Below are 13,803 nucleotides of genomic sequence, written 5' to 3' on the forward strand. Positions count from 1 at the left end.
ATCCCGATACCAACACCGACAACCTTCGATGCAAGACTGACCCACTGCACGAGATAATAGACGCCGATACGATCACGGATGACCGGAAGCGGCACCTCTATCCGACTCTTCGGCATCATGCTCGACGTTCTTCACAGACATACGCATAGGTCAAGCCACTGGGACCGGACATCGCGGCAATTGTCGGACCCGATGTTCCTACGAGGGACATCGATACCGTCCTCGGATACCGTCTTCGTGATTCCGGCCTCTAAACCACCCGCGCTCGCACGGTGTCGTCGCGATGCCCCGCCGCTCGGATCGCTCGGCCACTGTGCCCGAGCGATGAGTAAGGTTGCCCTCGGTGCACGGACCTATCTTGAAAAAAGGGTAATATCCTGACCAGAATTCGCACACAGGGACGAGGATCGAGTTGATGCTCAAGCATCTCGCTGAACGTTCCACAACAACCTCGGCACTCTTACTCGCGTGCCTGTCTGCCGACGCGGACAGCCGACAAGAGCGGAGCTGGCGATCGGTCCTTGATCGCGGCATCGACTGGGATCTCTTACTAACGCTCGGCGAGCATCACGACCTGCTGCCGTTGTTGTTTTCGGGACTGGAGCACGCCCCGCCTGAATTCTTGCCGCAGTCCCTGTTGCCGCTGCTGCGCGACCACTTCCAAGCCAACCATCTGCGAAATCGCTTGGCGCTGCAATGTTTTCTCAGCGCCGAGTCAGCATTGGCCGAGACGGGCGTCCCGGCGCTTGTCTTAAAAGGCTTGGCACTCGCAACAACCGTCTACGAGCACCTCGCGGCTCGACAGTTCGGCGATGTCGATCTGCTGATACCTGAGAACAAGGTCGTTCAAGCCCGCTATGTCTTGGAGCGTCTGGATTATCGGCCAGTCTATCCGCCGAACATGCTGCGCGACCTCAACATACAGCAGCTCACGCCAAGTCAGGAGCGTATCTATTCAGCGTATTACCATGAGCTTACGCTACAAAGCCCGGACGCACTCTTTCAGCTCGACATGCATTGGGCATTGGTACCGCAACATTTTCCGATCATCTCGGATTGCAAAGCAATTTGGCAAGATGCGGCGCGAGCGACATGCGACGGGCGATCCATCGCTACCCTGTCCGCGGAACATCAGATCATTCACACCTGCATCCACGCAACGAAGGACCGCTGGCGCAAGCTCAAGTGGGTCGTGGACCTCGACCGGATCGTTCGCGCCGATTCACGGCTCGGCCGGGCACCACTCGACTGGGAACGACTCGTTTGGTACGCCAAGACGTGGAGGGCGCGGCGCATGGTGATTACGGGGCTCGGGCTCGCCGAAAGGCTGCTCGCAACGCCGATCCCGGAAAGCGCGTCACGGCTATTCGCCCATGCTGCCTCCGAGACGGACCTGTCGACAGTCATAAAGACCCTTCTCAACCCCGAGATTCACGAGCCGCGGGTGCTCAGATGCCTCGGAATCAACGCCACATTACTCCGGCTCTTGGATACGGACGCTTGTCGGCGGCGCTATCTGCTTCAAGCGCTGACCATGCCGAGACCCGAGGACGAGGCCCTGTTCGGACCGGGACCGCCGAACGGCGCGCTGTGGAAATTTCGCCGCCCGTTTTGGGTCCTGGCGCGTTGTGTCGGACGCATCGGGCGGCCGCGACGCAACGATTATCATCGGGTCGATCTCGCGCGGAGCACACCCGACGGCGACTGAAGACCATGCGATATCATGTCGCCGCGAGATGGGATTACCCCGACCCCGGCGATTCGTGTCACCCTCAAAACGCACAAAGGAGTCCAGTCACTTCCTGCGCGGTCTCCTCGAGGGCCGCGGAAGCCAGGTACCAGCATGGCACGGAGCCCGTCATTCGGATCACGTCGTCAAGCCCCATGGAGTGATGCGCCAAGGCGTTGAGAACATTGGGATAAAGGCGGGATGCAGCCTCTGCGGCAGAGAGCTTGCGGAGCGCAGGCACGGAGTGACTCGACGCGTAGTCCACGAACAGGATCGCACCGATCGGAGCGGATTCGGTCGCCGGTGCGCTCGGCAGGGCATCGATCGGGACATAGTGCGAACGATGCGTCGTGAGGGTCGATGCCGGCAGAGGACAGCAATACGGAGGCCGCGCCTTCAATGTGACGGCCAAGGGAAACGGCTTGATCCTGAGTGTCGCGGGATCAACCGGCGCGAGCTCGTCGCTCATCAGGCGGAAGCCATGATGCAGCATCGCCCAACAGAGGGTCGATTTGCCGCTTCCGGACGGTGCCGCCAAGACAAACGCCCGACCGCCGCGCTGGACGACGGCCGCGTGGACAAAAACGAGGTCAGGGCGCAGACATTGAATGCCGACGACGATATCTTGCTGGAGCGCGAACAGAAGTTGCGAAGCGTCAAGGCCCCGGTTGATCACTGCCCCGTTCCGAACGAGGCTGAAACAGGCGTCTCCCGACTCGGAAACGATTCGATAGGACAGAGCGGCCGGCTGGCTCGATGCGCACGGCTCGAAGCCGTCGAAGGCTGCGCAAATCATAGGGTAGAGGCAATCAGCCTCCCACGCGACATCCACGACGCGCTCAACGACACTGAACCGGCTTTGGTTCATCGGCGAGCGAGCCCCGCGCACCGCCATCCGAGCACGACCGGGGCAGGAAAGCCTTCCCGCGGCCCCCCGATCACCCTCCCGACTTCCACAACTTACTGGATAGTTCACGCAGCGCATCGGCACCGGACCGGGCGACGGCCTCGTCGCTGCATGCGCCGACGGTCACCCTGGGCGCGCGGCTTCCGGCCTCTCTGGACGCGGCTGAAGCGGCTCTGGGCAGACCGTAGCGGTCGTCATCGACGGGCTCACATGCACTCGGACCGCCGGTCGACGCGGCATTCCCGAATTCCGGTAGATCAGGCCCAGACGAACTCCCTCCGCCTGCACCACGGCCTGCCGAACGCGGACTCGCCGCCGGCTCCGTGGCCGATGCGATCGTCGGATTCATTGCCTGAACATCCGGCTTCAGCGTCTGAATGCCGGCCTGCGGCGGACCGACCGGAACCGATCCCGGGCGCGCAAACGAGGGTGCGGCATGAAAGCTAAGGAGAAGCGGGGGAACGTAGGTGGCTTTCTTCAGAAAGTCTCGTCGTGAGCTATCGTGTGGCATCTCTTTGCCTCCATTATCCCGAGGATTAAGTGCATCCGGAACATCGTAGTGTCGGACTTTTCTCCCGACCGCAAAATTTCGTCTGCGCGCTCGGCGCCTTCGAAAATCAAGGTGTGCGTCGCGGCAATCATCCTCTAAGCAAACAGGGTTCCGAACGGCCCCCATCGAGAGCGAAATGACCGGCAGGGCTTGAAACCGTGCTCGTTCCGCAATATCGACCTACTGATACGCGTTCTGTTCCCGAACATCGAGCGCGGTCTCGAATCGCGGGAAAGCCTAAGCGATCGGTTCCAGGAGACCGGCACGTTGCAGTTGCTCGACAAAGCCGAGCACATCGCGTCGCGCCTCCTCCGCATCGAGATCGAACTCATCCGAGAGACGGGTCTCGATGGACTCGATCGATGTCCCTCCGTCGAGCAGTCTCCAAATCAAGGCGCCGGTGGGATTCATCTGGTGAATATAGCCCGTCGCGGCATCAAGAACGATCAACTCGCCATCGAGGTCACGATATGTCAGTCCGGCCTTAAAAGATCCCATCGTCACTCCGGGTCCAGTCCGATCAAGATTGCTAAGCACGCAGAGAGCGAGCATGGCCGAGACGACCGATCGTCGACGACTCGCGCTCCATGAGGCCACCGCAAAACGCACGCCAGATTCGTTGCGCTGGATGCGGCGAGTCACGATGAAACAAGAACGAGAGCTGGATGAGGAAGGCCGAAGGCAGATTGAGACCTGCTCGCGGAACGATGGCGAGGCACTCGCGACTCTCCCAACTCAGGACCGAACTTGCCTCGGCGCGCACCGATCGGTGCCGATTCGGATCCGACCGAGAGAGCCAGGTGACAAGAAGTGTCACCCGACATAGGCGCGATCCTGACGCTCAGCGACACCCAATTGGATCGGCGCCCGATCCATCGTCCGGGATATCCGATGCCGAGCGGTGAAGGGATGGAGGTAACGAGACCGGAATCCGTCGGGAAACGGGACGACAATGTCGCCGAGCGGATCTGGTGGGCCGTCTAGGATTTGAACCTAGGACCAAGGGATTATGAGTCCCCTGCTCTAACCGCTGAGCTAACGGCCCGTCTTGCGATGGAGTGGTTGTTGCGGAAACTGCGCCATCCATGGCGACTGGACTGCCGGTTTAGTCGGCGTCGAGGAAGCTGCGGAGCTTATCCGAACGCGTCGGATGCCGCAGCTTGCGCAGGGCCTTGGCCTCGATCTGGCGGATGCGCTCGCGCGTCACGTCGAACTGTTTGCCGACCTCTTCGAGTGTGTGGTCGGTGTTCATGTCGATGCCGAAGCGCATGCGCAGCACCTTGGCCTCGCGCGAGGTCAGGCTGGCGAGCATGTTCTGGGTCGCTTCGCGCAGGCCTTCGGCGGTGGCGGAGTCGACCGGGGAGATGACGCCGGAATCTTCAATGAAGTCGCCGAGATGCGAGTCTTCGTCGTCGCCGATCGGCGTTTCCATCGAGATCGGCTCTTTGGCGATCTTCAGGACCTTGCGGACCTTGTCCTCCGGCATGTCCATCCGGTGCGCGAGCTCTTCCGGAGTCGCCTCGCGGCCCATCTCCTGGATCATCTGGCGTGAGATCCGGTTGAGTTTGTTGATGGTCTCGATCATGTGGACCGGGATGCGGATCGTGCGCGCTTGATCGGCGATGGAGCGCGTGATCGCTTGGCGAATCCACCAAGTCGCATAGGTCGAAAATTTGTAGCCGCGACGGTATTCGAACTTGTCCACGGCCTTCATGAGGCCGATGTTGCCCTCCTGGATCAGGTCCAGGAACTGCAGACCGCGGTTCGTGTATTTCTTGGCGATCGAGATCACCAAGCGGAGGTTCGCCTCGACCATCTCCTTCTTGGCGCGGCGTGCCTTTGCTTCGCCGATCGACATCTTCCGGTTGACGTCCTTGACCTCGCTGATGGTGAGGATGTTCTCCTTTTCCATCTCCTGGAGCTTGCGCTGCGCGCGGCGAATATCCGTGGCGACCTCGGCGAGACGTGCGGCGTAGGGCTTGCCGCTGGCCAGCTGTTGCTCGAGCCACTGCGGATTGGTCTCGTTCTCCGGGAAGGTATCGATGAAGACCTTGCGCGGCATGCCGGCCTGTTCGACGCAGAGGCTCATGATCACGCGTTCTTGACCGCGAATCCGCTCGATGGTGTGACGCAGAAGCTCGGCAAGCTCCTGAAAGACCGGAGCCACCAGCTTGAACTGAAGGAAAACCTCGGAGACGCTTGCCATGGCCGCGCGCGAACGCTCGTCGTCGCGCCCGTATTGTTCCAGTGCCGAGCGGAGCACGGCGAAGTGCTCCCGCAACAGCTGCGCGCGCCGCGCCGCGTCCTCGGGGTCGGGCCCGGTGTCGACGACGGCTGTCTCATCGTCGTCGTCGGTGTCGGCATCGCTATCGTCCTTCGCCTTCTCGCTGCCGACGACGTGCGGGGTGGCGACCGGTTCGTCGTCGCCGTCGTTGAAGCCCGAGATGACGTCGGTCAAACGCGTCTCCTCGCGCTCGACGCGATCGAAGATCTCAATGAGCTTCTCGACGGAGCGCGGATAGACCGAAAGCGCGGAGAGGACCTGGTTGAGTCCGTCTTCGATCCGCTTCGCGATCACCAGCTCGCCTTCGCGCGTGAGCAGCTCGACGGTGCCCATCTCGCGCATGTACATGCGCACGGGATCCGTGGTGCGGCCGAATTCGCTGTCGACCGTTGCTAATGCAGCGGCGGCGGCCTCGGCGGCCTCGTCGTCGGAGACGGCCGAGTCGCTCAGGGTATGATCGACGACATCCGGGGCGGTCTCGTGGACCATGATCCCCATGTCGTTGATCATACGAACGATGTCCTCGATCTGATCGGTCTCCACAATCCCGGGAGGCAGATGATCGTTGACCTCGCTGTAGGTCAAGTAACCTTGTTCTTTGCCCTTGGCAATCAGTTGCTTCAGCTGGGACTGTTGCTGTTCTTGATCCATGGGATACCCTGATTGATACGACGGATGGCGCGTGAAAGGCGAACTACGTAGTTTAGCACGTTGAGCCCGACTTATTCTAATCTGTGGCCGCCTGTCCGGGCGCCGACCTCCTCTTCCGGCTGCGCCCGGTCCCCCTCTCGCGCGACGCCCTGGCCGGCGACAACGGTGCGCGGCTCGGTCAACGGCCGGCGACGTTCTTCCTTGAGAACGTCTTCACCGATTCGCGTCAAGGCACCGATGAACTCCGCGGCAACCCCGTCGGGGGGAATACCTTGGAGGAATGGGGCGACGCTGAGTCGCTGGAGGTACACGAAGTGCTCCCGATCACGCCAACGCTCCACTAGACCGCCCTTGCTGATAGTTGGGTGCGCTGCAATCGTTTCAAGCAGTTGCGCCAGAATCGCGACGCCCGGACTGGGCGAGCGCCGCCAATCGTCAGGGGCATCGACAACCTCCGCCGCAAGCTCGGGATGATCGAGAAGCAAAGCGATCGCCTGTGCGACAAGGCTCGGCCGGGTAGGATGCGCCGTCGGCGTCCGAGCACGCCTCACCGGCCGCCGCGGTGACATCGGCAGTCCGGCCAGCGCAGCCATGCGGTCGGCCAGCATGTCGTGATAGATCCCAGGCGGAACCGCCTGAATAAGTGGCTGCGCCAAGATGGAGAAACGCGCGCGTCCGTCGATGCTCGACATGTCGACCTGATTGCAGAGCTGCTCGAACAGAAATTCCGACAGAGGCTGCGCCTGTGTCATGCGTCCCCGGAAGGCGTCGGCGCCCTCGGCTCGCATCAGGGTGTCGGGATCCTCGCCGTCCGGCAGAAACAGAAATCGAATGGATTGACGGCCGGTCGCCGACGGCAGCGCGCTCTCCAATGCCTTCCAGGCGGCGGCGCGCCCGGCGCGATCGCCGTCGAAGCAGAACACAATCTCGGGCGTCGTCCGCGAAAGCAGCTGGAGATGCTCGGAGGTCGTCGCCGTGCCGAGCGTCGCGACGACGTTGGTCACCCCAAACTGCGCCAATGCGATGACATCCATGTACCCTTCGACAACGAGGACGACATCGAGCTTGCGATTGGCCTTCTGCGCTTCGAACAGGCCGTAGAGCTCGCGACCCTTGTGGAAGATCGGGGTCTCGGGCGAGTTGAGGTATTTCGGCTTACCCTCGCCGAGCAACCGCCCTCCGAAACCGATCACACGGCCGCGCCGATCTCGAATCGGAAACATGATCCGATCACGGAAGCGGTCGCGTCGCCGCCCCTCCTCGTCGTAAATCAGCCCGCAGCTGAGCAAGCGCTCGCGTTCCGACGGGCTCGCCCCGAGGCGCGACAGGAGCAAACGACCATCGGCCGGCGCGAAGCCCAGCCCGTAATGCGCCGCCACCTCGCCGGTGAGACCGCGTCCTTTGAGGTAGTCGACGGCACGCCGTCCGTCCGGATGGATCCGCAGCTGCTCGCGATAAAGCTCGGCGGCCTGCTCGTGAAGCGCGTACAACGGCCCGTGATCGGGACCGGCGGGGCCCGTCTCGGTCGCCCCGGGCACAGTCAATCCCACGCGCTGGGCCAGTTCGTCGACGGCTTCGCGAAAGTCGAGGCGGTCGTATTCCATGAGGAAACCGATCGCCGTACCGTGCGCGCCGCAGCCAAAACAGTGATAGAACTGCTTGTCGGGGCTGACGGTAAAGGATGGGGTCTTTTCGTCGTGGAAGGGGCAGCGGGCTTGGTAGTCTTTGCCGGCCTTGCGCAGCTGGATCCGTGTTCCGACGAGGTCGACGATGTCGGTTCGCGTCAGAAGCTCGTCGATAAATTCGGGGGGAATGCGACCGGCCATGTGCCTCGACAGACCGTTGAAGGACGACGCCGGAGTCAGCCTCCGAGGCGCTGCTTGACGCGGGCGCTGACGCTGCCCACGTCGGCCCGGCCTTGAATCTGCGGCTTCAGCAGACCCATCACCTTGCCCATATCGCTCATCGCGCTCGCCTGAGTCGACGCCATCGCCGCATCGATCAAGGCCGTAAGCTCTTCGTCCGTGAGCGCGCGCGGGAGATACGACTGGATGACCTCGACCTCGAATCGCTCGATCTCCGCGAGATCCTCGCGACCGGCCCCACTGTATTGCGCGATCGAGTCGCGACGCTGCTTGAGCATCTTGTCGAGTACGGCCAGAACCTGAGCGTCGTCGAGCTCGATGCGCTCGTCGACCTCGCGCTGCTTGATCGCCGCTAGGATCAGCCGAATCACCCCGAGCCTAGTCTTGTCGCCCGCCTTCATGGCGGTCTTCATATCACTTTGGATTTGAAGCTTGAGCATGGTAGGGCGTTGAAACCAAAGCGGAAAGAAGATAGAGCCTTGCGAATGCGCCGCAAGTCAGGCAGCCGCCCCGATCATCGCGGGACCGACATCGACGATCCGTCCTCAGTACGGGCGCTCCCAGCGGCGAGACTCGCGCTGCAGCTTCTTCTGATGCCGCTTGACCGCAGCAGCCTTCTTGCGCTTGCGCTCGGATGTCGGCTTTTCGTAAAACTCGCGGCGACGGACCTCGGCGAGTACGCCTGCCTTTTCGCAGGACCGCTTGAAACGCCGCATTGCGACTTCGAAAGGCTCATTCTCTTTGACACGCACGCTGGGCATGGATGATCCCTAAGGTTGGCTCCGGACAAGGGCGGATGGTCAAGGTTAAGCGCCGGGATTCTAGCGGAACCTCGGTGCTGATTGCAAAAATTTCGGCGTGATGCTCGAAATAGATCGGGCGGGCTAGAAACGATCGAGCGATCGCCCTATACTTCTCGGCTTGTTGCCGATGTAGCTCAGTTGGTAGAGCAACGCATTCGTAATGCGTAGGTCCGCGGTTCGAATCCGCGCATCGGCTCCAGATACTCTACGACATCCCCAAAAGCCGGCACAACGCCGGCCCTCGTTGTTTGTGTGTGATCCAAGCGTGGACCTTACGTCGAGCTGCGGCGTTTCCGTGACGGTGCAGCGGCGCAGTCGCGCCGGGAGCCCGCGCGCGAAGGCGACGTTCAGAGGCTGGCCTCTCGCTCCGGGGTATGGCACGCTTCGTATCAACTGTGGTGCCGGCGGTTGTGACCTTCGAAAACTGCGTTGTGTCGCCTGCGGTATCACGCGTTCTTTAGCTTGAGGGTTTGACGTGAACCTGCGCCCCGCTATTTTGATCTTGACCCTGACGACGGCCGGCCTGCTGCAGATCGGTTGCGCCGGTGACCCCGGGAGCCGTGCGTACGACCCGCAACCCGGATCCTTCGCGATCGGGGATCGTCCGCAGATGGAATTTCCAGGCGCAACCCGCGCGGAGGTCCAAGCCTTGGCGATGGGATCCGCAAGGAGCCGGGCTTGGGTCATCGCCGAGTCGACCGACGGTCGTTTGGTCGTCCAGCGACCGCTCGATTCGAGCTCCGCTCGCGCTCTCGGGGCGCAGGCGGCGCCGGGCAGCCTGGTCGAGGTCACATCCTACTTTCTCGAAGACCGCAACGGTGTCAAGGTCGCGTTGGACTCGGCGCTCGTCTCCACGACCCCTGCAGGCCAACCGACCCGCATCGACACCACCGAGACCTTTCGCCCGTCTCTGGAGGATTCGCTTCGCTCCCTACAGACGTCCTGGTCGCGTAATCGCGCTCGGATCGCGCGAGCGGCACCCCCGGTCAGCGACCCGAGCACTCAAGAAACGGACGCAGCCGACTCCGACAGCCTTGGCGCTTCGGGTGCCGAGCTGGCCGATTCCGGCTCATCTCCGCCTCAGGCGGGACGGGGCGCCGACGCGTCCCCTGCCGCGCCGGCGGCTGCGGCGACATCGGATCGGGCGCCGGGAGCAGCGGCATCTGCTTGGAGCGCACCGGCGCAAACACCGCAGGCAGCGCCGGCGGCAAGCGTCGTCGCTGCCACGGCGCCTGTACCGGAACCGCGCCGCCCGGCAGGCAGGCCCGCGCCCATCGTCGACACCAGACCTGCCCTGACGCGCGCCCCGCCAGGCGCGGCCACGCAACCGATGTCGCTCCCCGAACCGCTCTCCGCACCGCTCCCCGAGCCGATCGTCGAGACGATCCCGGAGAGTGAGAACATGATGGCGCTCTCGCCGTCGTCGGAGGATGTCAGCTGGACTTACTACGCAGAGCAGTATGCGCGTCTTCGGGGCTGCAACGTCGAGCCTACCGGGTCAATCCTCATCGACTCGCGCAGCGACGGGGAGATCCACAAGGTGCCCTGTGTGGATGCGGACAGCGTCCTGGTGCAGTGCCAAAACGGCGAGTGCCGCGGTCTGCTGTAGCGCCGCCGACCCGGCGGCGTCGATCCGAATCGCAGGTGCCCACGGCCGGATCCGATGTCCTGGCGATGGAGACACCAGGGCCCTTACCCGAACGACCGCTCGGCTGCGACGCCCACGGCCGTGCCCCATCTCGCGCGACCAACCGATCGTCTCCCGCACTGATGTTTCGAATCGGCCCGATCGCGTTCGGATTTCTCGCGATCGGTTTCGCTGCCGCGTCCGTCCCCGGCGTGCTTCTCTTCGGGGCGACCCCCGAGCAGGCCAGAGACTTTGCGATCGCCTCGGCCTATAGGCGCGGCTGGAGTGTCCCGGAGGTCGCTGCAACCGCAGCCGGGTTCGAGCAGGTCCTCGAAGAAAGCGATCCCGACGATCCTCTCGCCGAACGGCATGTCATCCGCATTTCCGCGTCTTTCGTGGAAGAGACCGCAGGTACACGTGTCCTGTTGCGTGCTCGCGAGGTACGGATATCCGCGACGGGCGACGAGTGGTCGACGGATGTGACCGAACGCTATGCCGAGAATCTCGGGAACGCCTTGAGCTCGCTCAGGAAGCACTGGGATGAACAGCGCGAGCCGGCTGGGGTCCTCCCACGAGAGCCCGATCGATCCAGCGCACTCCGCCCCGAATCGCCCGACCGCCAGGCAGGGACCGTGGCGGTCGGCACTTGGGCATACTATGCCGAGCGCTACGCGGAGAGTCGCGGTTGCCTCTTGACCGACACGGGCACGCTGCTCGAAGCCTCGGGACCGGAGTGGGAGCAGCACAGGGTCAAATGCCGGGATGGCCGATCGCTGAGCGTGTATTGCCGCTTCGGCGACTGCACGGCGCGCGAATAACCATGCCGTATATCGAAAGCCCGCGGCCCGCGCGCTCGCTTCGAAAAGCGCCAACGGCGGTCGTGCAGCCGGGGAGCGACCTTCAGGATGGAGGCGGGGGATCGTCGTCGTTCGATGAGCGGCTGTCGCTTCCGGCCAAGAACAACGCCACAACCGCGAGCGCGATGAGCAGCAGCAAAGACACTGCGATGAGGGATGCGGCGAGATTCATCGTGTCTATCGTTCCTCCAGAGTCGATGCGCGCCTGTCGGCAAGGACTCAAACCGTGTTGATCGATCGAGGTCGGCCGATGCGTCGGGGCACACGATGAAGCTCTTTGCCGTTCAAAAGGTCCTCGGCCTGCTGTTGACGCTGTTCAGCTTCACGATGCTCCCGCCCGTCGTGGTCGGATTGATCTACCGGGACGGTGAGGTTTGGCCTTTCCTGGCGGCCTTTCTACTGATTCTCGGCGTCGGCTTGCTGACCTTTCTCCCGGTGATGCGGCTCCGCCAAGAGCTTCGCATCAGGGACGGGTTCCTCGTCGTCGTCCTATTTTGGACCGGCCTCGGCTTGGCCGGTTCCTTGCCATTCCTGCTCGCCGACGAACCCATGCTCTCGGTGACCGACGCCATCTTCGAGTCCATGTCCGGGCTCACCACCACCGGCGCAACTGTGATCGTCGGGCTCGACGACATGCCCAAGGCCATCCTCTTTTACCGTCAGCAACTCCAATGGTTGGGCGGCATGGGGATCATCGTGCTCGCGGTCGCCGTGCTGCCGATGCTCGGGATCGGCGGCATGCAGCTTTTTCGAGCCGAGATGCCCGGCCCGGTGAAGGACGCCAAACTCACGCCTAGGATCACCGAGACCGCCAAGGCACTCTGGTACATCTACGTCTCGATGACCGTCGCCTGCACCCTCGCCTATTGGGCTGCAGGCATGACCTTCTTCGATGCCATCGGCCATGCCTTCTCCACCGTCGCCATCGGCGGCTTCTCCACCCATGATGCCAGCATGGGTTACTTCAACAGCACCCTGATCGAGATGATCGCGGTGCTCTTCATGCTCCTCGCGGCGATGAGCTTCGCCTTGCATTTCGTCGCCTTTCATCGACTCGATCTCGGCGTCTACCGGCGCGACAGCGAGCTGAGGTTCTTTCTCTTCATCATGGCCTCCGTCACCGCGATCACGACGCTGGCCCTTTTCTACAGCGACACCTATATCACTTGGGACGATGCCTTCACGAATGGCCTGTTCCAAGCCGTCTCGATCGGCACCACCGCCGGGTTCACCACCGCGGAGTTCTTTTACTGGCCTCCGTTCATCGAGATTCTTCTGCTTTTCGCGAGCTTTGTCGGCGGGTGTGCGGGCTCGACCGCCGGAGGTATCAAGGTGATCCGCTTTCTCCTGCTCATCAAGCAGGGGATCCGCGAGATCGAGCGCCTCATCCATCCCAGCGCCCAGATCCCGGTTCGCGTCGGCGGAAACAGCGTGAATCACCGTGTCGTCGATGCCGTCTGGGGGTTTTTCTCGCTCTATGTCGCGAGCTTCGTCATCATGTATCTTCTGCTCGCCGCCACCGGCCTGGACCTGCTGACGTCCTTCTCTGCGGTTGCGGCCTGCATCAACAACCTCGGGCCCGGACTGGCTCAGGTCGGCCCGCATTACGCAAACCTGCACGATCCCGCGAAATGGATCCTCTGCGTGGCGATGCTCCTGGGGCGCTTGGAGATCTTCACACTCCTGGTCTTGCTGACGCCGGCCTTCTGGCAGCGCTGATCGAGCCGGGCGGTATTACATGGACCCGAATCGCGCCGGGGCAGGGTCCGGTTTACAAGTGGGCGCCAGTGATTACCGACAGGGCGGAACGACACGATGAGCATCGTCGACAACCTCGAATCCATGCTGAAGCGGGGACAGGATTCTGCCCTGCTGCGCTACAGCCTGGGTGCCGAATATCTCAAAACAGACGAAACCGAACGCGCGCTCGAGCATCTCGCCGAGGCCGTTCGGCTCGACCCCGACTACTCAGCCGCCTGGAAGCTCTACGGAAAAGCGCTTACGGCAACCGGCCGCCACGCCGAGGCCATCGTCGCCCTCGATCGCGGCATCGCGGTCGCCGAGACCAAGGGCGATATCCAGGCTGCAAAGGAGATGAAGGTCTTTCGAAAGCGCGCCGATCGTGCACTCACGGCCGCCGACTGAATGGCGCCCGGCATAGCCCGGGCGGGGATCGCCGTTCGGAATCGCGGTGCGCTTGCCTGCTCTGCGTGCACGGATATAATGATGTCCATAAGCATTCATCGATATACCTTGGAGAAAGGCGATGCCGACCTATGATTACCGCTGCGAGGCCAATGACCGAGTCCTCGAGGTCAACCACCGCATGAGCGAGAGCGTGACGAGCTGGGGTGAGCTGTGTGCCCGCACCGGAACCGCTCTCGGCGACACCCCGGCCGATGCACCGGTGCATCGTCTCGCGACCGGCGGAAACGTCATCTCAAGCAAGAGCCTCGGCAGCGGAAACGCCCCTGCCTGCTCGACCGGGGCCTGTTGTCCGGGCGGGATGTGCGGCCTGAACTGATCCGAA

The 13,803-nt window shown here is 62.8% G+C and carries 12 protein-coding genes and 2 tRNA genes; 7 read left to right on the forward strand and 7 right to left on the reverse strand.

What is annotated here, in order from left to right; genetic code table 11:
* Positions 1-415: 415 nt before the first annotated feature.
* A complete protein-coding gene (locus tag LT988_RS03580; RefSeq protein WP_232408871.1) occupies positions 416-1,708 on the forward strand; it encodes a nucleotidyltransferase domain-containing protein in 1,293 nt (430 codons plus the stop codon).
* Between the two features lie 64 nt (positions 1,709-1,772).
* Here LT988_RS03580 and LT988_RS03585 read toward each other — a convergent pair whose 3' ends face one another.
* From LT988_RS03585 to rpsU, 7 genes are all read right to left on the reverse strand, one after another.
* Positions 1,773-2,597, reverse strand: a complete 825-nt coding sequence (locus LT988_RS03585; RefSeq protein ID WP_232408872.1) for a hypothetical protein — start codon at positions 2,595-2,597, stop codon at positions 1,773-1,775.
* Positions 2,598-3,423: 826 nt separating this feature from the next.
* The gene (locus LT988_RS03590) at positions 3,424-3,684 is read right to left on the reverse strand and encodes an HPr-rel-A system PqqD family peptide chaperone (RefSeq protein WP_232408873.1); all 261 of its coding nucleotides are present in this window, start codon (positions 3,682-3,684) and stop codon (positions 3,424-3,426) included.
* Between the two features lie 471 nt (positions 3,685-4,155).
* Positions 4,156-4,231 (reverse strand) — tRNA-Ile (locus tag LT988_RS03595).
* Positions 4,232-4,291: 60 nt separating this feature from the next.
* A complete protein-coding gene (gene rpoD, locus LT988_RS03600; protein WP_232408874.1) occupies positions 4,292-6,121 on the reverse strand; it encodes an RNA polymerase sigma factor RpoD in 1,830 nt (609 codons plus the stop codon).
* Positions 6,122-6,192: 71 nt separating this feature from the next.
* Complete coding sequence (gene dnaG / locus LT988_RS03605) at positions 6,193-7,947, reverse strand: DNA primase (protein ID WP_232408875.1); 1,755 nt, start codon at positions 7,945-7,947, stop codon at positions 6,193-6,195.
* A gap of 35 nt (positions 7,948-7,982) precedes the next feature.
* On the reverse strand, positions 7,983-8,426 hold the full coding sequence (locus LT988_RS03610; protein ID WP_232408876.1) for a GatB/YqeY domain-containing protein: 444 nt from the start codon (positions 8,424-8,426) through the stop codon (positions 7,983-7,985).
* A 105-nt stretch (positions 8,427-8,531) separates the two neighbouring features.
* Entirely contained in the window at positions 8,532-8,747 is a 216-nt protein-coding gene (rpsU, locus tag LT988_RS03615; RefSeq protein WP_007041206.1) for a 30S ribosomal protein S21, read from the reverse strand.
* A 165-nt stretch (positions 8,748-8,912) separates the two neighbouring features.
* Here rpsU and LT988_RS03620 point away from each other — a divergent pair.
* From LT988_RS03620 to LT988_RS03645, 6 genes are all read left to right on the forward strand, one after another.
* Positions 8,913-8,988, forward strand: a tRNA-Thr gene (locus tag LT988_RS03620).
* Between the two features lie 276 nt (positions 8,989-9,264).
* A complete protein-coding gene (locus tag LT988_RS03625) occupies positions 9,265-10,398 on the forward strand; it encodes a hypothetical protein (RefSeq protein WP_232408877.1) in 1,134 nt (377 codons plus the stop codon).
* Positions 10,399-10,463: 65 nt separating this feature from the next.
* Positions 10,464-11,234 (forward strand): hypothetical protein, encoded by a 771-nt coding sequence (locus LT988_RS03630; protein WP_232408878.1) that lies wholly within the window; start codon positions 10,464-10,466, stop codon positions 11,232-11,234.
* A gap of 306 nt (positions 11,235-11,540) precedes the next feature.
* Complete coding sequence (locus LT988_RS03635; protein WP_232408879.1) at positions 11,541-12,992, forward strand: TrkH family potassium uptake protein; 1,452 nt, start codon at positions 11,541-11,543, stop codon at positions 12,990-12,992.
* Positions 12,993-13,088: 96 nt separating this feature from the next.
* On the forward strand, positions 13,089-13,418 hold the full coding sequence (locus LT988_RS03640; protein WP_232408880.1) for a tetratricopeptide repeat protein: 330 nt from the start codon (positions 13,089-13,091) through the stop codon (positions 13,416-13,418).
* A 121-nt stretch (positions 13,419-13,539) separates the two neighbouring features.
* Positions 13,540-13,797, forward strand: a complete 258-nt coding sequence (locus LT988_RS03645; RefSeq protein ID WP_232408881.1) for an FmdB family zinc ribbon protein — start codon at positions 13,540-13,542, stop codon at positions 13,795-13,797.
* The last annotated feature ends 6 nt before the right edge of the window (positions 13,798-13,803 follow it).

The sequence above is a fragment of the Thiocapsa bogorovii genome (assembly GCF_021228795.1).
In the GTDB taxonomy this organism is placed as follows: domain Bacteria; phylum Pseudomonadota; class Gammaproteobacteria; order Chromatiales; family Chromatiaceae; genus Thiocapsa; species Thiocapsa bogorovii.

Coding starts and splice junctions, on each gene's coding strand:
- LT988_RS03580 (WP_232408871.1), top strand. CDS start 416: ATGCTCAAGCATCTCGCTGAACGTTCCACAACAACCTCGGCACTCTTA.
- LT988_RS03585 (WP_232408872.1), bottom strand. CDS start 2,597: ATGAACCAAAGCCGGTTCAGTGTCGTTGAGCGCGTCGTGGATGTCGCG.
- LT988_RS03590 (WP_232408873.1), bottom strand. CDS start 3,684: ATGGGATCTTTTAAGGCCGGACTGACATATCGTGACCTCGATGGCGAG.
- rpoD (WP_232408874.1), bottom strand. CDS start 6,121: ATGGATCAAGAACAGCAACAGTCCCAGCTGAAGCAACTGATTGCCAAG.
- dnaG (WP_232408875.1), bottom strand. CDS start 7,947: ATGGCCGGTCGCATTCCCCCCGAATTTATCGACGAGCTTCTGACGCGA.
- LT988_RS03610 (WP_232408876.1), bottom strand. CDS start 8,426: ATGCTCAAGCTTCAAATCCAAAGTGATATGAAGACCGCCATGAAGGCG.
- rpsU (WP_007041206.1), bottom strand. CDS start 8,747: ATGCCCAGCGTGCGTGTCAAAGAGAATGAGCCTTTCGAAGTCGCAATG.
- LT988_RS03630 (WP_232408878.1), top strand. CDS start 10,464: ATGGAGACACCAGGGCCCTTACCCGAACGACCGCTCGGCTGCGACGCC.
- LT988_RS03635 (WP_232408879.1), top strand. CDS start 11,541: ATGAAGCTCTTTGCCGTTCAAAAGGTCCTCGGCCTGCTGTTGACGCTG.
- LT988_RS03640 (WP_232408880.1), top strand. CDS start 13,089: ATGAGCATCGTCGACAACCTCGAATCCATGCTGAAGCGGGGACAGGAT.
- LT988_RS03645 (WP_232408881.1), top strand. CDS start 13,540: ATGCCGACCTATGATTACCGCTGCGAGGCCAATGACCGAGTCCTCGAG.